The following is a 24,819-nucleotide window of genomic DNA, read 5'->3' as shown; positions in this document are numbered from 1 at the left end:
AAGACTACTTTTTTGAGTGGTCTTTTTTTTGATTTTAAATTAATGTTTTAAGTATAATTCATTAAATTCGCGAACTTAAAAGATTTACGAGTAAATGAGCGCTAAATTTCCTGAATATAAAGGACTTGACTTGCCAAATGTTTCTAAAGAAATATTAGAATATTGGGAAGAAAACAACATTTTTGAAAAAAGTGTATCTACTAGAGAAGGTAAAAAATCGTTTGTGTTTTTTGAAGGACCTCCTTCAGCAAATGGACTTCCTGGGGTACATCATGTTTTAGCACGCGCTATCAAAGATATTTTTCCACGTTATAAAACCATGAAAGGCTACCAAGTTAAGCGAAAAGCAGGTTGGGACACCCACGGTTTACCTATTGAGTTAGGTGTTGAAAAAGAACTTGGCATTACAAAAGAAGACATTGGTAAAACTATTTCGGTTGAAGATTATAACGCTGCTTGTAGAAAAGCCGTAATGCGTTACACCGATGTTTGGAACGACCTCACTCAGAAAATGGGTTATTGGGTGGATATGGACGATCCATATATTACTTACGAGCCTAAATACATGGAATCTGTTTGGTGGCTTTTAAAGGAGATTTATAATAAAAGTTTAATGTACAAGGGCTATACCATTCAGCCTTATTCACCTAAAGCAGGAACAGGACTAAGCTCGCATGAGTTAAATCAACCTGGAACCTATCAAGATGTTACAGATACCACAGTGGTTGCTCAGTTTAAAGCTATTGAAAACACTTTGCCAGAGTTTCTAAAAAAATTCGATCATTTACATTTTCTTGCTTGGACTACCACACCTTGGACATTGCCAAGTAATACAGCCTTAACAGTGGGTTCTAAAATCGATTATGTTGTGGTTGCCACTTACAATCAATACACTTTTGAGCCTACCCATGTTATACTTGCTAAAAACTTAGTGAGTAAACAATTTACAGGGAAATACGTGCAGACAGAAGATGTAGAAGACCTAAAAAGTTATTCAAAAGAGAACAAAAAAATTCCATATCTCATTGCAACCGAATGTAAAGGGAAAGATTTAGTTGGAATAAAATACGAGCAATTATTAAAGTACGCACTTCCAAACGACAATCCTGAACATGCGTTTCGAGTTATTTCAGGAGATTTTGTTACCACCGAAGATGGAACAGGAATTGTACACACAGCACCAACATTTGGAGCCGATGATGCTTTAGTAGCAAAACAAGCAACACCAGAGGTGCCACCAATGTTGGTGAAAGATGAAAACGGAAACCTAGTGCCGCTTGTAGATTTACAAGGTAAATTTCGTCCAGAAATGGGAGAATATGCCGGTAAGTATGTTAAGAACGAATATTATAACGATGGTGAAGCTCCAGAACGTTCAGTAGATGTTGAGATTGCCATTAAATTAAAAGAAGAAAATAAAGCCTTTAAGGTTGAAAAATATAAACACAGTTACCCAAATTGTTGGCGAACAGATAAACCAATTCTTTATTACCCTTTAGATTCCTGGTTTATTAAAATAACCGACGTAAAGGACAGGATGTTCGAACTCAACGAAACTATTAATTGGAAACCAAAAGCAACCGGTACAGGTCGTTTTGGAAACTGGTTAGCAAATGCGAACGATTGGAATTTATCGCGTTCGCGTTATTGGGGAATTCCGTTGCCAATATGGAGAACTGAAGATGGTAAAGAAGAAATTTGTATTGGATCTGTTGAAGAATTGAAAGCTGAAATGCAAAAAGCAGTTTCCGCAGGTGTTTTAGCTAAAGATATTTTTGAAGATTTCGAAGTTGGAAACAATTCTGAGGAAAACTACGCTAAAATCGATTTACATAAAAATATAGTTGATGAGATCATTTTAGTTTCGCCTTCAGGACAAAAAATGTTCCGCGAAAGCGATTTAATAGATGTTTGGTTCGATTCAGGTTCCATGCCGTATGCCCAGTGGCATTACCCTTTTGAAAACAAAGACTTAATTGATAAAGGAACAACTTTTCCGGCAGATTTTATTGCAGAAGGTGTCGACCAAACTCGTGGATGGTTTTACACACTTCACGCTATTGGAACCATGGTTTTCGATTCTGTAGCTTACAAAAATGTAGTATCTAACGGATTGGTGTTAGATAAAAATGGACAAAAAATGTCCAAACGTTTAGGTAATGCTGTAGATCCTTTTGAAACTCTTGGAAATTATGGTGCCGATGCCACCCGTTGGTATATGATTAGCAATGCGAATCCTTGGGATAATTTAAAATTCGATTTGGATGGCGTAGAAGAAGTAAAACGCAAGTTTTTTGGAACGCTTTATAATACTTATTCGTTTTTTCAATTATATGCTAATTTAGATGGGTTTAATTATAGTGAAGCCGATGTGCCTTTAAATGAAAGACCGGAGATTGACCGTTGGATTCTTTCTGAATTACATACGTTAATAAAGAAAGTAGATGCGTATTACGCAGATTATGAGCCAACAAAAGCTGCACGAGCGATATCAGATTTTACACAAGATTATTTAAGTAATTGGTATGTGCGTTTAAGTAGAAGGCGTTTTTGGAAGGGCGATTACCAACAAGATAAAATTTCGGCATACCAAACGCTTTATACCTGTATGGAAACGATTGCTAAATTAGGTGCGCCTATTGCTCCATTTTTTATGGATCGCCTGTATTTAGATTTAAATGTAGCATCTAAAAAAGAATCTTTTGAAAGTGTACACCTTGCCAATTTCCCTGTTTTTGATATATCATTTGTTGATAAGTCGCTGGAAAATAAGATGGAAAGCGCACAAACAATATCTTCGTTAGTTTTATCGTTAAGAGCTAAAGAGAAAATAAAAGTAAGACAGCCGCTACAAAAAATAATGATTCCTATTCAAAGTGAATCACAAAAAAATGAAATATTAGCCGTTGCAGAACTGATAAAATCTGAGGTGAATGTAAAAGAGCTAGAGGTTTTAGAAGACGCTTCAGATATTTTAGTAAAGCAAATAAAACCGAACTTTAAAGTACTTGGTCCGCGGTTCGGAAAAGATATGAAAGCCATTGCGCAAGTCGTTAATAACTTTACAGCGGAAGACATTAGAAAATTCGAGCAAATTGGTAATTTAGACGTCCAAGTGAACGAAAAAACCATTACCTTAGAGCTTACAGATGTAGAGATAACATCACAAGATATTGAGGGGTGGTTAGTTGCAAACGAAGGTGCTTTAACGGTGGCTTTAGATGTAACAATCACAGACGAATTAAGAAAAGAAGGAATAGCCAGAGAGTTGATAAATAGAATACAGAATTTACGTAAAGATTCTGGTTTTGAAGTCACAGATAGAATAGATGTACTCCTTCAAAAAGATGAACAAGTTGTAAATGCGGTTGATGCGAATATAACTTACATCAAATCTGAAACATTAACGAACGAACTTGAAATTATAGATAAATTGGAAGATGGTATAGAAATTGCTTTTGACGATGTAAATACCAAGCTATTTATCCAAAAACATTAAAATTATGGATCACAATACCGTAAGATACTCAGACAAAGATTTAGCAGAGTTTAAAGGGCTAATACAAGAAAAAATTGACAAAGCACAACACGATTTAGAGTTGATAAAAAGTGCCTACATGAACGACCATAATAATGGTACGGATGATACATCGCCAACATTTAAGGCTTTTGATGAAGGTAGTGAAGTCATGAGCAAAGAGTCGAACTCGCAGTTAGCTATTCGTCAAGAAAAGTTTATTCGCGATTTAAAAAATGCTTTAATAAGAATTGAAAACAAAACCTATGGCGTTTGCCGTGTTACAGGTAAGTTAATAAACAAAGAACGATTAAAATTAGTGCCTCACGCTACATTAAGTATTGAAGCTAAAAACATGCAATAATTTTATTTTAAATTATATATTTGAAACGTCTCAAGATATTGAGACGTTTTTTATTTATCAATCCTGCAAAGGCAGGAATCTATTATTAAATGAAGCATTCTCTTAAATGTCATTGAAAAAATCCATAATCCTTATCATCATCATTTTACTTATCGACCAAATAAGTAAAGTTTATATAAAAACGCATTTTGTGCTTCAAGAAAGTGTGGATGTTTTTAGTTGGTTTGAGATAATTTTTGTTGAAAATGATGGTATGGCATGGGGCACAAAAATTAGCGATTTTGTATCTTTTATATCAGATAGAACTGCAAAAGTAATTCTGACTTCATTTAGAATAGTAGCTATTTTTGGTATAGGTTACTGGTTATACGATGCCACTAAAAAACATAGTCCTAAAATCTTAATTATCGCCATTGCATTAATATTTTCAGGTGCTTTAGGAAATATAATAGATTCAGTCTTCTATGGTGTGTTGTTTGATGATAGCTATAATCAAGTTGCTCAATTTTTACCTGAAGCTGGAGGTTACGATAGCTTGTTGCATGGTAAAGTGGTAGATATGTTGCATTTTCCTTTATTTGAAATCGATTTCCCCGATTGGTTCCCGATTTACGCAGGGAAACGCTTTAGTTTTTTCGACCCTGTTTTTAATATTGCAGATATGGCGATAAGTACAGGGTTTATTATGCTTATAGTTTTTAATAAGAAGGCGTTTGGTAAAAAGGAAGAAAATTAAAATCTAGAAATACGTTGTGGTGTTACACAATAATCCAACCCAATATCACCATCAAAAACATCAGTAATTTCATCTTCAGCCTCAAAAAAAGATAATCCAATTTTTATAGTTTCGGGTTTACAGTTAGCTAAAAACTTATCATAAAACCCTTTGCCATAGCCCACGCGATTTCCTTGTTTGTCAAAAGCTAATAGCGGAATAAAAACCACGTCCACTTTATCCTCTTTAATCTCTATGCCATCAACGGGTTCCGGAATGTTATATCGGCCTTTTCTAATAACGGTATTATCAGTTAAAAGATAATGCGTCATTGTCCCGGTTTCCATATGGCTTTTAGAAATGAGAATATTTTTGTCTTTGCCAGCAAGAATATTCAATATAAAATCGGTATTAACTTCCTTAAGTTCTTCAATGCTTAAAAAAATATGATAGAACGAATACTCCCAAATAGGCAATTTAAGAAGCTGGTTAGAAATAGCTAAACTAAGGGCTTCCATTTGATTTTCAGTTAAACCCTTTCGTAAAAGCTTGTATTTTTTTCGCAGTTCATTTTTGGTCATAAACTACCTTTTTAATTTTGTAGTAATATGAAATAAAGCATCACCTTGATACACAATAGGCGATTCATTTACATTAATAATATAGCCAGCATTCGAGGCTTTAACCACGTAGTTAAACTTGCCATAAGGGTCTGTAATATTTCCCAAAACATCATGTTTTTTAATTAAAGAGCCAATGGTTATAGAGGCTCTAAACATACCAGAATATTTGGCGCGTTGCCATTTGCTGTCGTTTATAAAAATGCATTCTTTTTTAGGATTCGATGCTTTGAAATTTGATTTTAACATCCCTAAATGTTTCAAAACACGTTTAGAGCCGTTTACTCCAGAATTGGTGACCACATCATCAATATGAAACGATTTTCCACCTTCAAAAAGTAATAAAGGTTTACCCAATTTATAGCAAGTAGTTCTAAACGATTTATTCACATTTTTTGAGTACAAAACAAATGGCGCACCAAACACTTTCGCTAAACTGTTAAGTTCTCTATTTTCTTTTATGAAGCGTAATTGTGGCGCGTTAAATCTACCCGAGCCTCCTGTATGAAAATCGATTATCAAATCAACGTGTGGAATAATTTCATGAATCAATTTATGGGCAACTCTACCCGCTAGAGAGCCATTAGGGCTTCCTGGAAATACACGGTTTAAATCGCGCCCATCAGGAAACTCCCGCTTTAAGTTTATAAACCCAAAAATATTGATTACTGGCATACAAATAATAGTGCCTATTTTAGGTTTATTGATACCTTTAGCTATAAGTTGTCTAACTATTTCAACACCGTTAACTTCATCACCATGTATGCCTGCAGTAAATAAAACGGTAGGTCCGGGTTTTGCGGAACGCTCAATAATAACGGGAATATTTACTGGCGATGAGGTGTGTAAATTAGCCACATCAAAATTAACCTCTTTGCTTTCGCCAAGGTTTACCGTTTCTCCTAAAATATGCAAAACGCTATCATTTACCTGTGTCATTTATCGTGTGCTTTTTTCTATAAAAGTTATAACCGCCTTAGCAATATTGCGTCCTGTAGCCGCTTCAATACCTTCCAAACCAGGAGTAGAGTTAACCTCTAAAAGCAAAGGTCCTCTCGAAGATTGCAACATGTCTACACCACAAACAGGAAGTTTTAAAGCCCGAGAGGCATTCATGGCTAATTTCAATTCATCATGATTCAGTTTAATAATATTTGCAGAACCACCACGGTGCAAATTAGAACGAAACTCACCTTCTTTTCCTTGGCGTTTCATGGCGCCAACCACTTGTCCGTCTACCACCAAAGCACGTAAATCGGCACCACCTGCTTCTTTTATAAATTCTTGAACAATCACTCTAGCTTGTAAACCATTAAAAGCTTCCAAAACAGATTCTGCAGCATTTTTAGTTTCTGCTAAAACTACCCCCAATCCTTGTGTGCCTTCTAAAAGTTTAATAATAACCGGCGTTCCACCAACATGTTCAATCACCTCTTCAACATCTCTAGAATAGTTTGTAAAAACCGTTTTAGGCATGCCAATACCCGCTTTACTTAAGCGTTGTAAGCTTCGTAATTTATCTCTAGAGCGTTGTATCGCGTCGGATGTTACAATGGTAAAAACCCCCATCATTTCAAACTGTCGTACCACCGCGCAACCATAAAATGTTACCGAAGCTCCAATTCTAGGTATAATAGCATCTACATAGTCTAAATATCTATCTTTATAATAAATAGTTGGCTTTTCCTTTTCAATAATTATGTCGCACTTTAATGGGTCAATAACTTCAACTTTATGACCTCTTTTTACTCCTTCTTCTACCAAACGGTCGGTAGAGTATAAATTCGAATTTCTCGATAGTATTACTATATTCATATTTGCTTTGTGCGATTAGCGTGAAAAGAAACGTTTTCCAAATCTACATCAACCATAAATTTTTGTCTTAAAAATTGCCTCCCAATTAAAACAGGAAATTTCATAGCGTCTCTAGTGCTTAAAGTTAAGTTAATCTTGTACGTTTTACCAAAAAATACTACTTCACTTTTCACTTTATACCTATTTTCCTTAAAACCATTGCTGCTTTTTACGTCAGTTCGCCAAAACGTGTCAAAAACAATCTCCGTTTTACCAAAATTTTTATGCACTTCACTATTAAAAATACAAAGCAATGTATTGTCTTTTTCAATAATTTCAGAGCAATGTATGGTCGAGGTATAGGCACCTGTATCCATTTTCACGTCAATATTAAACAATCCCAATTTCGGAAAATCTACAATATCTGTTCGTCCAAGAATTTTTTTACTCACTTTTTTATCTTTATTTTTTCGGGCGTTACCACAAGGGTCGGGCTTTTCGTTAATAGTTTTGGCTCGATGCGCGCCTCACCAAAAGCTAACCACTACAATCCCTAACGCACCCATGCGTCAACAACAGTTTTAAGGCGTTCTTTTTGTTATTTATATAACACCTTACCTTTTTTAAAAAGAGGCGCAATGTAGATAATTAATCCATTCAAAAAACAAAAATCAATTTAATTTTCAAAATATTAAATCACGGGTAAATTCACTTAAAAAAAGTATTAAAATAATTACCTTTACCGTAATGGATACCCCCGATTTAGAGATACAATTAAAAACGCTACCAAACCAACCCGGAGTTTATCAATATTACGATAAAGAAGGGACTATAATATACGTTGGGAAAGCAAAAAACTTAAAAAAACGGGTAAGTTCTTACTTTACTAAAACGCACGAAAATGGTAAGACGCGAGTCTTAGTTAAAAAGATTGCCAACATAAAACACATTGTAGTAGAGACTGAAACCGATGCGTTATTATTAGAAAATAACCTCATTAAAAAACACAAACCTCGCTACAATGTATTGCTAAAAGACGACAAATCATATCCATGGATTTGCATAAAAAAAGAACGTTTTCCCAGAGTATTTTCTACTCGACGCGTTTTTAAGGGCAGTGGCGAATATTTTGGGCCTTATACCAGCGGAAAAACAGTACACACCTTGCTTGATTTAATAAGAGGTTTGTATAGTCTGCGTACTTGTAACTTTAATTTATCTCAAGAAAAAGTAGAAGCAGGCAAGTATAAAGTTTGTTTAGAATACCATTTGGGGAATTGTAAAGGACCGTGTGAAGGTCTAGAAACCGAGGCAGAATACAACGAAAACATTAAGGCTATAAAAGAAATTTTAAAAGGCAATTTTAAAGATTCGCTGCAGCAGTTTAAAAAGCAAATGAAAGATTATGCGGCCAATATGCAATTTGAAGAGGCCCAAAAGATAAAAGAAAAAGTAGAGGTATTAGAAAATTACCAAGCTAAATCTACCATAGTAAACCCTAAAATTAGCAATGTAGATGTGTTTTCTATTATGAGCGACGAAAGTTATGGTTACGTTAATTTTCTGCAGTTATCATATGGTTCAATAATTCGTTCGCATACGCTAGAGATAAAAAAGAAATTGGATGAAAAAGATAAGGAATTGTTGGAGCTTGCCATTACCGAAATTCGGCAGCGTTTCAATTCCAATTCTAAAGAAATATACGTACCTTTTAAAGTCGATTTAGGCGAAGAAGTAAAAGTCACCGTGCCGAAGTTAGGCGATAAAAAACACATTTTAGATTTATCACTCCGCAATGCTAAATATTACCGCATGGAGCGATTTAAACAAGATAAAATTGTAGATCCAGATAGGCATGCCAATAGAATTATGGCACAAATGAAAGCCGATTTAAGACTTTTGGAAGAGCCACGGCATATTGAGTGTTTCGATAATTCAAACATTCAAGGCACACATCCAGTAGCGGCATGTGTGGTTTTTAAAAACGGAAAACCAAGTAAGAAAGATTACCGCCATTTTAATATAAAAACTGTTGAAGGTCCGGACGATTTCGCCTCAATGGAAGAAGTGGTATATCGCAGATACAAACGTTTGGTTGAAGAAAACCAACCCTTGCCGCAGCTTATAATTATTGACGGAGGGAAAGGACAACTATCATCAGCTTTAAAAAGTTTAGATGCCCTCGAATTAAGAGGAAAAATTGCCATTATCGGAATTGCAAAACGTTTAGAAGAATTATTTTACCCAAACGATCCAATTCCCTTATATTTAGATAAAAAAAGCGAAACCCTAAAAATTATTCAACAGCTAAGAAACGAAGCACATCGTTTCGGAATAGAACATCACAGAAATAAGCGTAGTAAAACTGCGTTAAACACAGAATTGGAAACCATTCCTGGAGTGGGCGAAAAAACCGTGTTAGAATTACTAAGACATTTTAAGTCTGCTAAACGTGTGGCCAATGCCAAATTAGACGAGTTAGAAGCTGTTGTTGGCGTATCGCGCGCTGAAAAAGTGTATAATTATTATCATGAAAAGTAACAAACTTTCAATCGTATTGTCGCAAAAGAGTCATTTCAATTAAAAAAAATTTGAAAATAAAAATCTTCATATTAACCCTTTGTTTGCTCGTTTCACTTTCCGCTAAAGCGCAAAATGACACGTTGAGTAATCGTAAGCCAAAAGTTGGTTTAGTATTAAGTGGTGGTGGCGCAAAAGGGTTGGCACATATTGGAGTTTTAAAAGTGATAGATAGTTTAGGTATAAAAATAGATTATGTTGCAGGAACTAGTATGGGTTCTATAATTGGCGCGTTGTATGCTTCAGGGTATTCTGGCGAGCAACTCGATTCTATTTTTCATCAAATTGATTTTGATAAGATTATAAACGACGAATTGCCACGTTCTTCATCTCCTATTGGTGAACGTGCGAACATGGAAAAGTATGCTGTAAAATTACCATTTAATGATTTTAGAATTAAATTACCATCGGCACTTTCTCGCGGGCATAATACCTATAGTTTACTTTTAAAATTACTAGTTCACGTCAATAAAACGGATGATTTCAGTCAATTACCTATTCCGTTTTTCTGCATTGCAACCAATATTGAAAGCGGGAAACAAGTCATGTTAGAAAAAGGGAATCTAACCCAAGCTATTATGGCAAGTGGGGCATTGCCTTCGCTTTTTCAACCGGTAATGATTAATAATGAAGTATTAATTGATGGTGGTGTGGTTAACAATTATCCTATAGATGAATTAAGGGCTAAGGGAATGGATATCATTATTGGTGTTGATGTCCAAGATGGGTTGGCACCTCGTGATGAACTTACGTCGGCTCCGGATGTTTTACTTCAAATAAATAACTTCAGAACCATTAACGATATGAAGTTGAAGGTTAAAAAAACCGATATCTATATTAAACCAAATATCGAAGATTTTAATGTCATTTCATTCGATGAAGGAAATAGTATAATTAAATCAGGTGAAATTGCTGCGTTATCAAAAGTGAATGTTTTAAGAAATTTAGCAACCGGAATCCCTAATGTAAATCAGCAAGTAAATTTTAAACCGTTAGATAGCCTTATAATTAATGATACTAAGATATTAGGGAACAACAATTACACACGAGCCTATATTTTAGGAAAGCTTAAATTAAAAAGCAACGAAAAAATAAGCTATAAAGATTTTAATAAAGGTATCGATAATTTAGTGGCAACCAATAATTTTAATTCTTTTCAATACGAACTAAAAGAAACAAAAGAAAATGTAGGTTACGATTTTATTGCCACCGTAAGAGAATCTAAAATAAATACTTATTTGAAATTCGGATTACACTATGACGATCTGTACAAGAGTGCAGCCCTAGTAAACTTAACAAAAAAGCAGTTGTTATTTAAAAACGACGTGGGTTCGTTAGACCTAATCTTGGGTGATAACGTACGCTATAATTTCGAATATTTAATTGATAAAGGGTTTTATTGGAGTATTGGGTTAAAATCTAGATACAATCAATTTCATAAAAATATTAGTGCCCAATTGGTGTTGGATGAAGACCAAATTACGATTAACGACTTAAATAAAATTGATGTTAAGTTAAGAGACCAAACCAATCAGTTTTATTTACAAACCTTGTTTAGGCGAGATTTTTCGTTGAGTATTGGAGCCGAACATAAGCGTTTAGAAATTAATTCTGAAACCATATTTAATGAAAATTCTACAGGTGAATTTCAATTTGAAAAAACAGATTATTTGAGCCTTGTGGGAAACCTAAAATTAGATACTTACGACGAAAAATATTTCCCTAGAAAAGGTGTGTATTTTAACGGAACACTCAATATTTATCTATACGCTTCGGAATTTATTGAAGATTTTGAGAATTTTTCAATAGCTAAAGCCGATATGGGTTACGCCTTTGGAGTTACAGATAAATTAGCCATTAATTTAAAAACCAGTGGCGGATTTAAACTAGGCGATAAATCAAGAAGAACATTAGATTTTGCTTTGGGTGGATACGGCAATAACTTAATAAACAATTTTATTCCATTTTTAGGTTACGATTTTATATCATTAACAGGTAATAGCTACGTAAAAGCATCTTTAGTAGCAGATTATGAAATATTTAAAAAGCACCATATCACGCTAGAAGGCAATTGGGCAAATATTGATGATGATATTTTTGATACTGGTGAATGGTTTACGTTGCCAGATTACAGGGGCTATGCCTTAGGTTATGCCATTGAAACTTTTTTAGGCCCTGTACAAGCTAAATACAGTTACTCACCAGAGCGAAAAGACGGCACTTGGTTTTTTAATATTGGTTATTGGTTTTAATTGTTAATTAGGCTTTTACATAATCATGCAAATATCCCATGAATAACATGAATCATATTTTGTCAAAAATTATTGCGATATTTGTGTAGATATGAATCTTTATTGGAAAGACTTATTAATTCATCTTCACTATCTCATCAAGAGGAATCCTGAATGAGCATACTTTTTGTATCTTTATAAATACGAGCCACTTAACGTCTTAAAATTGATTTAGGACTGTACTTATTAATCAATTTATTAAATTTTAAAATATGCCTTTTTATCATAAATTAGGGAATATTCCGGCTAAACGTCATACACAGTTTAGAAAACCAGATGGGAGTTTGTACTACGAACAACTTTTTGGTACTATAGGATTTGATGGGATGTATACAAACAGCTATCACGAGCAAAGGCCTACTCAAGTTAAGGAAATAAAAAAGCAATATAGTGTAGCGCCTAAAATTGCGAAAACCAATAATATACAGTCGTATCGCTTAAAAGGGTTTGAGGTAAAACCAGAAATCGATTTTTTAGAGAGTAGAAAAACGGTATTAATTAATAGCGATTGTGCCATTATTTTAGCCGCACCAAAGCAATCAACTAAAGACTATTTTTATAAAAATACCGATGCCGACGAGCTTATCTTTATTCATAAAGGCACTGGTAAGCTCCGCACTATGTTAGGAAATCTAGATTTTAAATATGGTGACTACTTGTTAGTCCCAAGAGGGATTATTTACAAAATAGATTTTGATACTGAAGACAACAGACTGTTTATTGTAGAGTCTCGCAGACCCATTTACACGCCAAAGCGATATCGCAATTGGTTTGGGCAATTGTTAGAACATTCGCCATTTTGCGAACGCGATATTCGCAGGCCTCATGAGTTGGAAACAAATAACGAGAGTGGCGACTTTTTAATAAAAGTCAAAAAACAAGATGATATTATAGAAATGGTTTACGCTTCCCATCCGTTTGATGTGGTTGGGTATGATGGTTTCAATTACCCCTACGCATTTTCTATTCATGATTTTGAACCTATTACAGGTCGTATTCATCAGCCACCACCAGTGCATCAAACTTTTGAGACCGATGCTTTTGTGGTGTGTAGTTTTGTGCCACGACTGTATGATTACCATCCGCTATCCATACCAGCGCCTTATAACCATAGCAATATAGATAGTGATGAGGTGTTGTATTACGTTGATGGCGATTTTATGAGCCGAAATGATGTTGCAGCAGGTCACATATCACTGCACCCTGCGGGCATACCGCACGGGCCACATCCTGGAGCTACAGAGCGCAGTATTGGTAAAACAAAAACCGATGAACTAGCGGTAATGGTAGACACGTTTAAGCCACTAAAAGTAACTGAAGAGGCTATGAAAATTAGCGACGATAGTTACCATAAATCGTGGTTGGAGTAATTTTTTTAAAAGAAGCTAATACCTGCTTTCCGTTATATCTTTTTTGAAGAAAAATCAAAAAAGGATGCCACTGCAATCAGGGCTAGGCATAATAGGTAAGTTTTAACTTTTCAAATAAACTATTTAAACTCATAAACAATTAAACTTTAAGAAAATGAGTAAAGACATAAAATCAGTAAACTACGGTTTAGAAAAAATATTCGAAGGGGCACAAGATTTTTTGCCACTTTTAGGAACAGATTATGTAGAATTCTACGTAGGTAATGCTAAACAATCGGCGCATTTTTACAAAACGGCATTTGGGTTTCAATCCTACGCGTATAAAGGCTTAGAAACAGGCTCGAAAGATCAAGTGAGTTATGTGTTAACACAGGATAAAATAAAATTGGTTTTAACTACACCATTAACAAGTAAGTCGCCCATAAACGACCATATTGTTAAGCATGGCGACGGTGTAAAAGTAATTGCGCTTTGGGTTGATGACGCCAAAAAAGCATACCAAGAAACAACTAGCAGAGGGGCCAAATCTTATATGGAACCTGTTGTTGAAAAAGATGAACATGGCGAGGTAATAAGAGCCGGTATTTATACCTACGGCGAAACGGTGCATATGTTTGTAGAGCGTAAAAATTACAATGGAACGTTTTTACCCGGTTTTGAAGCATGGAAATCCGATTACAATCCAACGCCTGTTGGTTTAAAATTTATAGACCATATGGTTGGTAATGTTGGTTGGGGCCAAATGAATACATGGGTAAAATGGTACGAAGATGTTATGGGTTTTGAAAACTTTTTATCGTTTGATGATAAGCAAATCCATACCGAATATTCGGCACTTATGAGTAAAGTGATGAGTAATGGTAACGGCCGCATAAAATTCCCAATAAACGAGCCAGCAAAAGGTAAAAAACGCTCCCAGATTGAAGAATATCTCGATTTTTACGAAGGCGCAGGTGTGCAACACATTGCTGTGGCAACAGATGATATTATTAGTACCGTTAGCCAGTTAAGGGCTAGAGGTGTAGAGTTTTTATCGATTCCGCCAGAAGAATATTATCGTGCTGTTCCAGGGAGGTTAGAAGAACATAGCCATGAATTGCGCGAAAACATTGAAGAATTAAAAAAATTAGGCATTATGATTGATGCTGATGAGGAAGGTTACTTACTTCAAATTTTCACAAAACCTGTGGAAGACAGGCCAACGTTATTTTTTGAAATAATTCAACGTATGGGAGCCCGAGGTTTTGGGGCAGGAAATTTTAAAGCACTTTTTGAATCTATTGAGCGCGAACAAGCTAAAAGAGGTACGCTGTAGAACTTTATAAATACCATGATAAAAAAAACCTGCTTTAAAAAATGAGCAGGTTTTTTGCGTTAGGGATTGTAGTGGCTAGCTTTTGGCGAGGCGTGCATCGAGCCAAAACTAATAACGAAAAGCCCGACCCTTGCGGTAACGCCATTAAACTGATAAATAGTTAATATTTGTTAATGTAGCCTAACTATAACGGGCTTAACCGCTGCTAAACCAATAAAATTTATATTTTTGGAACAGTAATTGTAATTTCTTGTGTAATACAATATTTGTGGCGCAATTGAGTTACAAAACAATTACCCCAAGAGAATGAAAAGAATACTACTTATATGTGTCGCTATAGTTTCAATGCAAACGGCTTTTGCTCAAAAAGAATCGGCGTTTGATACTGGCGAATGGTTTAAATTTAAAATGAGTTATAGCAACTGGCTTAAGGCTGGTAATGCAACACTTACCGTAAAAGAAACGCAGTTAGATAATAAAGATGTTTTTCATGTGGTTGGCAAAGGCTGGACTACAGGTATGATTAAATGGTTTTTTAAGGTTAAGGATAGGTATGAAAGCTATTTTGATAAAAAAACTATTATGCCTTATAAGTTTATTAGAAATATTGATGAAGGTGGTCATACTAAAGATATTGAAATAGATTTTGACCAAAAGAATAATAAGGCCCATGTTAATAACAAAAAACATAACACGTTAAAAGTTTTTGATACGCCGCCGAATATTCAAGACATGGTTTCAACGTTTTATTATTTGCGTAATAACTTAGAAACAAAGACTTTAAAAGTTGGAGATGAGGTGCGAGTTGACATGTTTTTTGATGAAGAAAACTACGGTTTTAAACTTAAATACCTTGGTGAGGAAATTATTGATACGGATTTTGGCGAGATAGAGTCGTTAAAATTTAGGCCTTATGTAATGGCTGGTCGTGTTTTTAAAGAAGAAGAAAGTTTAACGCTTTGGGTGTCAAAAGACAAAAATAAAGTACCTTTACGTATCAAGGCAGATTTGGCGGTAGGCTCTTTACGAGCAGACTTAGAAGCATTTAAAGGCTTAAAACATCCATTTAAAATAGTTGTTAATAATTAAGATATTTTGGACTCTAAAATAACGGACCAACTTAAAGACAAGTACAAAGCTATAGACCAAGATGTAGAGGTGCATTTAGAAGGTTTATTGCATAGTAAACCCATAAACTACTGGGATTATATTCAAACCGATGCACTTTTAAATTTACAGGTACAACGTACAGTTTTTCCAGATGAGAATGTATTTATTATGTATCATCAGGTAACTGAATTGTTATTTAAAATGGTGCTTTCTGAAATGGCTCAAATAGCCGAAAGCGCTACTATTAACACTGAAACTTTTACAATTAAAATAATGCGCATAAGTCGTTATTTTGATGTGCTTACCTCTTCGTTTAGTATCATGAAAGATGGTATGGATGTGGAGCAATATAATAAGTTTAGAACTACGTTAACTCCTGCAAGTGGATTTCAAAGTGCACAATATCGGAAAATTGAATTCGCATCTACAGAATTAATAAATTTAATTGATAAACGCTTTAGAGACACCATTGATAGAAATTCTACATACGAGCATGCTTTTGAGCACTTATATTGGCAAGCTGCAGGTAAAGATTATAAAACTGGTAAAAAAACTTATACTCTTACCGCTTTTGAGAAGCGTTATAAGGAAGAATTTATTAGATTTACAAAGTTTTATCAACACAACAATTTGTGGAGTAAATATAAGTCATTGCCCAAAGAAGGACGTTCTAATAAAGGTCTGATTGAAGCGATGAGACATTATGATTATACGGTAAATATTAAATGGGTTATGGCGCATTATAATACTGCTAATCATTATTTAAATATTGGTGGGAAAACTACCGAAGCAACAGGAGGAAGTGAGTGGGTAAAATACATGCACCCAAAATATCAAAAAAGAATATTTTTTCCAGATTTATGGACCGACAAAGAAATAGCAGATTGGGGAACAGATGTTTAGTAATTTTACTAATAGTACTTTGTGCCTATGGGTGTAAAGAAGATGAAAAACCAGCGGTAGAAGAGCTAGTTGATGTTATTGAGGAACCAGAAGAAATTATAGAATTTGGTTTTAATATAGAAGATTACATTGTAAAACGAGATACTATTAAGCGTGGTGATAGTTTTGGTGAGATACTAGAACGAAATAATGTTGGTTACCCTAAAATATTTCACATTGCTGAAAAAGCAAAAGACACCTTTGACATTCGAAGACTACAAGTAGGCAAGCCTTATACGCTTTTATGCTCTAAAGATTCTTTGCAAACACCTAGGTGTTTTATTTATCAACCCAATTTGGTAGACTATGTAGTGATAAATTTTCAAGATTCTATTCATGCTTATACCAGTAGAAAGCCTGTAACGTATGTTGAAAAAACAGCTACTGGAATAATAAACAGTAATATTTCTGAAACTTTAGAAGAGCAAGGGTTAAGCCCAAGGTTAGCATATAAAATGGCCGATGAAATTTATGCATGGACCATTGATTTTAGACGACTACAAAAAGGCGATCGTTTTAAGGTTATTTACACCGACAAGTATATAGATGACAGTATATATGTTGGTGTACACGACGTAAAAGCAGCCTATTTTGAGCATAATAAAGAGCCATTTTATGCTTTTGAGTTTGTAACCGATTCCACTAAAGGAATTATAGATTATTTTAGTGAAGACGCTAAAAATTTACGTCGGGCATTTTTGAAAGCGCCTGTTAAATTCAGTAGAATTTCTTCCCGCTATAATTTAAAACGACGCATTGCCGTTTACGGTTTTAAAATACGGCCACATAAAGGAACCGATTTTGCGGCACCTATAGGAACGCCTATCATGGCGACTGCAAATGGCACAGTAACAGAGTCTAGAAGAAAAGGTGGTAATGGTAACTATGTAAAAATAAGGCATAACGCTACTTACGAAACCCAATACCTACACATGAGAAAACGTAAGGCTAAAGTGGGCGATTTTGTTAAACAAGGCGATGTTATTGGATGGGTAGGAATGACCGGAAATACTGGTGGCCCGCACGTATGTTATCGTTTTTGGAAAAACGGGAAACAAGTAGACCCATTCAAGCAAAAACTACCAGAAGCTAAACCTATTTCAGATTCATTAAAAGTGAAATATTTAGACTTTATTCAACCTATAAAAACCAAATTAGATAATATTCATTTCTTGGAAGATGTTTTTGAAGAGCAAAACCAACCAGAACAAATTATAAAACAAAATAATAATTTAATATCCTTTAACCATTAATTCATGGCTTTACCAAATATAAACCCAACCACAACCCCTTCTTGGAAAAAACTAAATGCACATTTTAATGATGTCAAAGATCTTCATATGAAAGATTTGTTTGCAAAAGATGGCGATAGAGCAAATAAATTCACCATTAAATGGGATGATTTTTATGTGGATTTTTCCAAGAACAGAATCACAGAAGAAACCTTTAAATATTTGCTTGAATTAGCTGAAGATGTGAAGCTAAAAGATGCAATTGAAAGTCAGTTTTCTGGTGAAATAATAAACAAAACAGAAGGAAGAGCAGTATTGCATACCGCATTAAGAGCACCTGAATCTTACAGCGTTAAGGTTGATGGCGATAATGTTATGCCCGAAGTTTATAAGGTAAAACGAAAAATTGAAGCCTTCACCAATGAGGTGGTATCAGGCAATTTAAAAGGCTATACAGGTAAAGCGTTTACAGATATTGTGAATATTGGTATTGGTGGTTCAGATCTTGGTCCCGCTATGGTGGTTGAAGCCTTACAATTTTACAAAAACCACTTAACTACACATTTTGTGAGTAATGTGGATGGGGATCATGTAAATGAAGTCATTAAAAAGCTAAACCCTGAAACTACATTGTTTGTTGTGGTATCCAAAACGTTTACAACACAAGAAACCTTATCGAATGCTAACACTTTAAAGGCATGGTTTTTAAAACATGCTAGTGAATCTGATATAGCGAAACACTTTGTTGCAGTTTCAACAAATATAGAGTCTGTAAAGAATTTTGGTATTAACCCTAAGAACATTTTCCCGATGTGGGACTGGGTTGGTGGTCGTTTTTCATTATGGAGTGCCGTAGGTTTATCTATTAGTTTAGCTGTTGGTTATCAAAACTTCGATAATCTTTTGAAAGGTGCCAACAAAATGGATGAGCATTTCAAAAACGAAGAATTTTCGAGTAATATTCCGGTAGTTTTAGCGCTTATAAGTATTTGGTATAACAATTTCTTTAAGGCAGAAAGTGAGGCAGTTATTGGCTACTCTCAGTATTTAAATCAATTTGCAACGTACCTGCAACAAGGTATTATGGAAAGTAATGGTAAAAGTATTGATAGAAGCGGCAATCCTATTGATTATGAAACAGGAACCTTAATATGGGGAGAGCCTGGAACGAATTCGCAGCATGCTTTTTTTCAATTAATACATCAAGGTACGAAGTTAATTCCAGCCGATTTTATTGGATTTACCAAATCCTTACACGGCAACCAAGACCATCAAGACAAATTAACTTCAAACTTTTTAGCCCAAACGGAAGCTTTGTTAAATGGTAAAACAAAAGCAGAAGTTGTTGCAGAGGGTACAAAAGAAGATATTATTCCTTTTAAGATTTTCCAAGGAAATAAACCAACTAACACCATTTTTATTAATAAACTAACTCCAGAAAGTTTAGGTAAATTAATAGCGATGTACGAACATAAAATTTTTGTTCAAGGTATTATTTGGAACATTTTTAGCTACGACCAATTTGGTGTAGAATTAGGTAAGCAATTAGCTAGTAATATTTTACAAGAATTTAATAATAGTGTTGTTAACAATCATGATTCGTCAACACAAAATCTATTAAATTTTTATAAGGAAAATTCCTAAAAACTTATCATTCTTTTAACAAAAGCGTCGATATTGTGAATATCGACGATTTTTTGTTAATAAGTAGGTATTAAAAGTCTTAACATTTAAATAATGTTATATGCCTTAAATTATGTATTTTTGACGCGACTAATTTCAAATAATTAATTATGAAAAAAACTACGCATTTTTTAATGTTTACTGTAGCATTGCTATTTTCAGCAGTAGTTATGGCACAAAGTACTATCTCGGGTACAGTTGTTGAAGCAGGAACTAATATTCCACTTCCGGGAGCAAATGTTATTGAGAAGGGTACAACAAATGGTGTGACTTCAGATTTTGATGGAAATTTCACTATTAAAACAAAATCTTCTTCTGGAGACATTGTAATATCTTATATAGGATATAATTCTAAAACCATTTCTTTTTCAGGCGATATGAGCTTAGGAAGTGTTGTTCTAACATCTAGTCAAGTTGGTTTAGAAGAAATTCAAATTATTGCATCGGTTGCAGTAGATAGAAAGACACCAGTTGCAGTTTCTACTGTAAAGTCTGCCGACATTGAATTAAAATTAGGAACTCAAGAATTTCCAGAGATTTTAAAATCAACACCTGGTGTATATGCTACCAAAGCTGGTGGTGGTTATGGTGACGGTAGAATTAACCTTCGTGGATTTAACTCTGAAAACGTTGCGGTAATGATTAACGGTATTCCAGTAAACGATATGGAAAATGGTCGAGTTTTCTGGTCTAACTGGGCTGGTCTTGGCGATGTAACAAGCCAAATGCAAGTACAAAGAGGGTTAGGAGCTGCTAAAATTGCAGTACCTTCTATTGGTGGAACAATTAATATTGTAACTAAAACTACAGACGTTGAAGAAGGCGGGAATGTAATCACATCGGTAGCTAACGATGGTTATTTTAAATATGGTTTAACTTATTCTACAGGATTAATGGATAACGGTTTTGCTGCAACAGTTTCTGCTGCAAAAACAGTAGGAGATGGTTATGTTGATGGTACTGAGTTTACAGGCTTATCCTATTTTGTAAATATTTCAAAAGAAATTAATGATTCTCATAAGTTATCGTTCTCTGCTTTTGGTGCAAAACAACGTCACGGACAAAGACAAAACAGACAATTAATTGAAACTTATAGAAATAGTGATAGAGGTAGAAAATTTAATGCCGATTGGGGTTATAAAAATGGTCAAGTAACACACCAAGAAGATAACTTTTATCATAAACCACAAATATCTTTAAACCACTATTGGAATTTAAATGATAATACGTCAATCAATACATCAGCTTACGCATCTTTCGGATCTGGTGGTGGAGGCGGAACTGCTGGAACTTACAAGTTTGGATTTGATTCTAGTACAGGCCAAGGAGATTATAGAATTGGAACATTTGGACCAATTGATTTCGATAAAATAGTTGACGAAAATGTCGCAGCAGGAGCAAATGGTGCCGAAACGTATTTAAGAGCTTCTAGAAACGACCACAACTGGTATGGTGTACTTTCTACTTTAAAAACAAACTTATCAGACGATTTAGTTTTATTAGCTGGTTTAGATTACAGAAACTATAAGGGAATACACTTCTCTGAAGTTACGGACTTATTAGGAGCACAATATGCATTGGATGATGGAAACGTAAACAATCCAAATGCGGCACTTCAAGTTGGTGATAAAAGAGACTATTATAATGATGGTTTAGTAGGCTGGACAGGAGCATTTGCGCAGTTAGAGTATGATGTAAACGAAAATTTTAATACCTTTATATCACTAGCAGCATCTAATACATCATATAAAAGAATTGACTATTTCAATTATTTAGATTCAGATCCGTTACAAGAAACAGATCGTTATAATTTCTTTGGGTTTAGTGCTAAAGGTGGTGCTAACTATAGAATTGACACGAATCATAATGTGTTTGCAAACCTTGGTTACTTTGAGAAGGCTCCAGGTTTTGATGCTGTATTTTTAAACTTTAGTAATGATAATATTAATGCAGACGCGCCAAACCAAAAAATATCAAGTTTTGAACTAGGTTATGGATTCAGAGGAGATAAATTATCTGCTAATTTAAACCTTTATCATACTAGATGGAATGATAGAACAGAAACTGCAACATTTCAACAACCAGATGGAACTAGAGCCGTTGCAAATATTTTAGGTGTAAATGCGATTCATCAAGGAATTGAATTAGATTTTATCTTCAGAGCATCTGATAAATTAGATATTACTGGTATGGCATCATTAGGAGACTGGAGATGGGATAGCAATGTAACAGATGTTGATATACTTGATGAAGATCAAAATGTAGTGGAAACTGTAGATTTATATATTAAAGACTTACACGTAGCAGATGCCGCTCAGACTACTGCTGCTTTAGGACTAAATTATAAATTTGCGCCAGAAACAAGACTTATTGTTGATTATAATTTCTATGCAGATATCTATGCGGATTTCGATCCTAGTGATAGAGGCGTAGCAGGAGCACCTGATGCATGGAAAATGCCTGATTACGGTTTATTTGATTTAGCAATGACTCATGGATTTAAGTTTGGTTCTTTTGATGCAAGTTTAACAGCTAGAATGAATAATGTATTTGATACAGAATATATTTCTGATGCACAAGATGGTTCTGGATCTACAACAAATACAGCTTTGGTTTATTACGGATATGGAAGAACATTTAGTGTAGGGGCAAAACTTAATTTTTAAAAAACTTTGAAAATGAAAAAAATAATTTTTTACTTAATGATTTTAGGATTAACCTTTACAGGTTGTAATCCTTTAGATGATATCTATGAAGATATAGACGCCATAGAGAGTCCAATTGTTGGCGACGTTAATTACGAATTAACAGATGAAGATTATGATGATTTAGATAAATCTTTTGGTAATTTTGATTCAGAAGATGAAGCTAAAACATTAATTCCAGGTCTGTTAGCGGATAAATTTCCTGTTTGGGGATTAGGTTCTTCAGCATTAATTACATTCAAGATTTACTCACCAAAAAGAGAAGAAAAAAGTATCATAAGATATACAGTGTCTTCTGACGATTATGCTGCTTTAGGTCATACTTTTGGAAATTTTGATAGAGAATCTGAACTATATGAATTTTTAGAGTATAAATATCCTGATCCTGCTGATAGAGTATTGGTATCATTAACCTATGATTACTATGATGGTAGTACTAATGAATATAACAACGGGTTTTTATACATAAACGGTGCTTGGGAATTCATATTAGGATTTACTGACGATGAATATTCAGAAATGGGAGAAGGTTTCCCTAATTTTTCTAATGAGGATGAGGCTATTGCGAAAATACCTGTATTCTTAAAAGATAAATTTAAGTATGAAACCACAGAAGCTGGTGATATTGTTGCAACAATGTATAAGTTGTTTGTAACTGATGTTGATGATATTGATGGCGATGGTCGTACTGATGATAGAACTACTTATAGCTATGTAAAATATTTTATTTTTGACGGTAGTGCGTGGTCTGAGTACAGCGATGTTTTATCAACAACCATTCAATTTGGTCATGATGGAACAACATGGGTTCCAGATAATACTATAAAATATACGTTTACTGGCGATGATGTTGCATTTATTTCAAATGCATTTATTACAACTTATCCAGGTCCTGCAGATAATGTTGGATTCTTTGGAAGTTTTGATAGACGACCAAGTAGTTCAAATTACTGGACAGATGATATGCTTTTAGAAGCATTTAATGCACTTTTAGATAATAAAAATCCAGGTGCAGAAGAAGGACAAAAATATGTGCTTACCTATGTAATCTATAACGGTTCTACAACTAACGAAACAAAAAGCGTTATTAAAACCGATGGTGTTTGGGTATACCAATAACATAGTATGATAATATTTAAAAACCACCTCAAACGAGGTGGTTTTTTTTCCTCAAAATTTGATACCTTTAATTTGTTATGAAAAATATTTTATTAATATTCAGCTTAGTATTTATTTGTAGTTGTAGTAGTTCGGGAAGTGATGATTCGCCGCCAAAAGAAGAACCTACAGATGATGGCGTTCCGATTGCTGTTAATGATTCGGCAACAACCATAGAAGACACGCCTTTAGAATTAAGTACTTTATTGAATAATGATACCGTTGTTGATAATGCCAGAATAACTACATTCGATACTTCTACGTCTAACGGTGGAACAATTTCAAACGAAAGGTTATTTTATTTGTACACGCCTAAACCTGGTTTTATAGGGAGCGACACGTTTACATACACGCTTTGCGATGATGATACACCTCAAAACTGCTCAACGGCTACTGTGACAATAATGGTGACAGATGAAGGTAATCCGGCTGCAAACGCGGATGCTCTCAACGTCGTACAAAATTCTTCAACCATTTTAAATAGGCTTCTAGAAAACGATGATATTATAGATGAAGCGGTTTTAACTTCTGTTGATAATACAGGAACGCTGGGTACTGTGGTTTTAAATAGTGATAAAACAGTAACGTATACACCACCAAACGACTTTTTAGGCGAAGATTCATTCTCTTATTCCATTTGTGACGATGATACACCAAATCCTTCGTGCTCATCAGCTACGGTAACTATTACTGTCATTGCCCCTTTAAGCTTTAATATTCCTTCAGAATTACAAGATTACTATAATAATGTTGTGTTTGCCGATGACTCTGATTTAATGTTTTCTGAATTAGAAGACCTTACTAAAACGAAGCACACTACTATTTTGTCTTACGGACAAAGACATACATACCTTTATAATGCTGATGCAGATTTAAGTAATTCTGATAATGTTATTTTAATGTATTCAAGTGAAAGTCGATACTGGCAAGAATACACCTCTGGAACGAATCCATATTCACCTCAAACCTTCAATACTGAACATGTTTTTCCGCAATCTTTGTTAGCATCGACTGATGCTGTGACAGACTTACATCATTTAAGATCATGTGATGCAAATGTAAATAGTGATAGACTTAACTATCCTTTTGCAGCTGGTAGTGGTACATATAAATTAATAGGAGAAACATGGTTTCCGGGTGACGAGTGGAAAGGCGATGTTGCAAGAATGGTACTTTACCTAAATATTAGATATGGTGAAACCATTTCCAAGGTTGGAACTTTAGAATTGTTTTTGCAGTGGAATATTGAAGACCCTGTTTCTGCCTTTGAAGAGCAACGAAATAATGTAATTTATGCGGCTCAAGGCAACAGAAATCCTTTTATTGATAATCCTTATTTGGTTACTTTAGTTTGGGGAGGAAATAATGCTGAAAACAGATGGCAATAAATAAAAATGGAATTAGAAAAACCGCTTCCAACAAA

General features: G+C 34.5%; 18 protein-coding genes. 14 read left to right on the top strand and 4 right to left on the bottom strand.

The genetic code is table 11. From position 1 onward, the window contains the following. The first annotated feature begins 94 nt into the window (after positions 1 to 94). From ileS to BUA46_RS03505, 3 genes are all read left to right on the top strand, one after another. Positions 95 to 3,499, top strand: a complete 3,405-nt coding sequence (gene ileS, locus BUA46_RS03515) for an isoleucine--tRNA ligase (RefSeq protein WP_019385937.1) — start codon at positions 95 to 97, stop codon at positions 3,497 to 3,499. A gap of 4 nt (positions 3,500 to 3,503) precedes the next feature. Then, positions 3,504 to 3,881, top strand: coding sequence for a TraR/DksA family transcriptional regulator (locus BUA46_RS03510; RefSeq protein WP_019385938.1), 378 nt, complete (start codon positions 3,504 to 3,506; stop codon positions 3,879 to 3,881). 106 nt (positions 3,882 to 3,987) lie between these two features. After that, positions 3,988 to 4,617: a lipoprotein signal peptidase gene (locus BUA46_RS03505; protein WP_019385939.1), complete on the top strand. Its 630-nt coding sequence runs from the start codon at positions 3,988 to 3,990 to the stop codon at positions 4,615 to 4,617. Here the strand turns inward: BUA46_RS03505 and BUA46_RS03500 are convergent. Genes BUA46_RS03500 through BUA46_RS03485 form a run of 4 tightly spaced genes read right to left on the bottom strand, consistent with a single transcriptional unit; the run spans position 4,614 to position 7,462 of the window. Continuing rightward, positions 4,614 to 5,177, bottom strand: a complete 564-nt coding sequence (locus BUA46_RS03500) for a 5-formyltetrahydrofolate cyclo-ligase (RefSeq protein ID WP_019385940.1) — start codon at positions 5,175 to 5,177, stop codon at positions 4,614 to 4,616. The genes BUA46_RS03505 and BUA46_RS03500 overlap by 4 nt on opposite strands. Positions 5,178 to 5,180: 3 nt before the next feature. Beyond that, a complete protein-coding gene (locus BUA46_RS03495) occupies positions 5,181 to 6,155 on the bottom strand; it encodes a succinylglutamate desuccinylase/aspartoacylase family protein (protein ID WP_019385941.1) in 975 nt (324 codons plus the stop codon). Continuing rightward, the gene (rimK, locus tag BUA46_RS03490) at positions 6,156 to 7,031 is read right to left on the bottom strand and encodes a 30S ribosomal protein S6--L-glutamate ligase (RefSeq protein WP_019385942.1); all 876 of its coding nucleotides are present in this window, start codon (positions 7,029 to 7,031) and stop codon (positions 6,156 to 6,158) included. Then, entirely contained in the window at positions 7,028 to 7,462 is a 435-nt protein-coding gene (locus tag BUA46_RS03485) for an ATP-dependent zinc protease family protein (protein WP_019385943.1), read from the bottom strand. The genes rimK and BUA46_RS03485 overlap by 4 nt, the downstream gene beginning before the upstream one ends. Before the next feature lie 295 nt (positions 7,463 to 7,757). On the opposite strand from BUA46_RS03485, the gene uvrC reads away from it, so the two are divergent. From uvrC to BUA46_RS15025, 11 genes are all read left to right on the top strand, one after another. Beyond that, positions 7,758 to 9,551: an excinuclease ABC subunit UvrC gene (gene uvrC, locus BUA46_RS03480; RefSeq protein ID WP_019385944.1), complete on the top strand. Its 1,794-nt coding sequence runs from the start codon at positions 7,758 to 7,760 to the stop codon at positions 9,549 to 9,551. A gap of 56 nt (positions 9,552 to 9,607) precedes the next feature. Next, entirely contained in the window at positions 9,608 to 11,842 is a 2,235-nt protein-coding gene (locus tag BUA46_RS03475; RefSeq protein ID WP_026009868.1) for a patatin-like phospholipase family protein, read from the top strand. Between the two features lie 251 nt (positions 11,843 to 12,093). Beyond that, entirely contained in the window at positions 12,094 to 13,251 is a 1,158-nt protein-coding gene (locus BUA46_RS03470; protein ID WP_019385946.1) for a homogentisate 1,2-dioxygenase, read from the top strand. Positions 13,252 to 13,405: 154 nt separating this feature from the next. Continuing rightward, positions 13,406 to 14,566, top strand: a complete 1,161-nt coding sequence (hppD, locus tag BUA46_RS03465) for a 4-hydroxyphenylpyruvate dioxygenase (RefSeq protein ID WP_019385947.1) — start codon at positions 13,406 to 13,408, stop codon at positions 14,564 to 14,566. A 306-nt stretch (positions 14,567 to 14,872) separates the two neighbouring features. After that, positions 14,873 to 15,655 (top strand): DUF3108 domain-containing protein, encoded by a 783-nt coding sequence (locus BUA46_RS03460; RefSeq protein WP_026009869.1) that lies wholly within the window; start codon positions 14,873 to 14,875, stop codon positions 15,653 to 15,655. Positions 15,656 to 15,661: 6 nt separating this feature from the next. After that, entirely contained in the window at positions 15,662 to 16,579 is a 918-nt protein-coding gene (locus tag BUA46_RS03455; RefSeq protein ID WP_019385949.1) for a tryptophan 2,3-dioxygenase family protein, read from the top strand. After that, complete coding sequence (locus BUA46_RS03450) at positions 16,537 to 17,871, top strand: peptidoglycan DD-metalloendopeptidase family protein (RefSeq protein ID WP_026009870.1); 1,335 nt, start codon at positions 16,537 to 16,539, stop codon at positions 17,869 to 17,871. Before BUA46_RS03455 ends, BUA46_RS03450 begins: the two co-directional genes overlap by 43 nt. A 3-nt stretch (positions 17,872 to 17,874) precedes the next feature. Next, positions 17,875 to 19,494, top strand: a complete 1,620-nt coding sequence (gene pgi / locus BUA46_RS03445) for a glucose-6-phosphate isomerase (RefSeq protein ID WP_019385951.1) — start codon at positions 17,875 to 17,877, stop codon at positions 19,492 to 19,494. Between the two features lie 149 nt (positions 19,495 to 19,643). Further along, a complete protein-coding gene (locus tag BUA46_RS03440) occupies positions 19,644 to 22,199 on the top strand; it encodes a TonB-dependent receptor (protein ID WP_019385952.1) in 2,556 nt (851 codons plus the stop codon). 12 nt (positions 22,200 to 22,211) lie between these two features. After that, a complete protein-coding gene (locus BUA46_RS03435) occupies positions 22,212 to 23,357 on the top strand; it encodes a hypothetical protein (RefSeq protein WP_019385953.1) in 1,146 nt (381 codons plus the stop codon). Positions 23,358 to 23,434: 77 nt separating this feature from the next. Further along, positions 23,435 to 24,784 (top strand): endonuclease, encoded by a 1,350-nt coding sequence (locus tag BUA46_RS15025; RefSeq protein WP_035105860.1) that lies wholly within the window; start codon positions 23,435 to 23,437, stop codon positions 24,782 to 24,784. Positions 24,785 to 24,819: the final 35 nt, after the last annotated feature.

Source organism: Algibacter luteus, assembly GCF_900141715.1.
Taxonomy (GTDB): domain Bacteria; phylum Bacteroidota; class Bacteroidia; order Flavobacteriales; family Flavobacteriaceae; genus Arenitalea; species Arenitalea lutea.
This window is presented reverse-complemented; position numbering and strand designations above follow the sequence as displayed.

Coding starts and splice junctions, on each gene's coding strand:
- ileS (WP_019385937.1), top strand. CDS start 95: ATGAGCGCTAAATTTCCTGAATATAAAGGACTTGACTTGCCAAATGTT.
- BUA46_RS03510 (WP_019385938.1), top strand. CDS start 3,504: ATGGATCACAATACCGTAAGATACTCAGACAAAGATTTAGCAGAGTTT.
- BUA46_RS03505 (WP_019385939.1), top strand. CDS start 3,988: ATGTCATTGAAAAAATCCATAATCCTTATCATCATCATTTTACTTATC.
- BUA46_RS03500 (WP_019385940.1), bottom strand. CDS start 5,177: ATGACCAAAAATGAACTGCGAAAAAAATACAAGCTTTTACGAAAGGGT.
- BUA46_RS03495 (WP_019385941.1), bottom strand. CDS start 6,155: ATGACACAGGTAAATGATAGCGTTTTGCATATTTTAGGAGAAACGGTA.
- rimK (WP_019385942.1), bottom strand. CDS start 7,031: ATGAATATAGTAATACTATCGAGAAATTCGAATTTATACTCTACCGAC.
- uvrC (WP_019385944.1), top strand. CDS start 7,758: ATGGATACCCCCGATTTAGAGATACAATTAAAAACGCTACCAAACCAA.
- BUA46_RS03470 (WP_019385946.1), top strand. CDS start 12,094: ATGCCTTTTTATCATAAATTAGGGAATATTCCGGCTAAACGTCATACA.
- hppD (WP_019385947.1), top strand. CDS start 13,406: ATGAGTAAAGACATAAAATCAGTAAACTACGGTTTAGAAAAAATATTC.
- BUA46_RS03460 (WP_026009869.1), top strand. CDS start 14,873: ATGAAAAGAATACTACTTATATGTGTCGCTATAGTTTCAATGCAAACG.
- BUA46_RS03450 (WP_026009870.1), top strand. CDS start 16,537: ATGGACCGACAAAGAAATAGCAGATTGGGGAACAGATGTTTAGTAATT.
- pgi (WP_019385951.1), top strand. CDS start 17,875: ATGGCTTTACCAAATATAAACCCAACCACAACCCCTTCTTGGAAAAAA.
- BUA46_RS03440 (WP_019385952.1), top strand. CDS start 19,644: ATGAAAAAAACTACGCATTTTTTAATGTTTACTGTAGCATTGCTATTT.
- BUA46_RS03435 (WP_019385953.1), top strand. CDS start 22,212: ATGAAAAAAATAATTTTTTACTTAATGATTTTAGGATTAACCTTTACA.
- BUA46_RS15025 (WP_035105860.1), top strand. CDS start 23,435: ATGAAAAATATTTTATTAATATTCAGCTTAGTATTTATTTGTAGTTGT.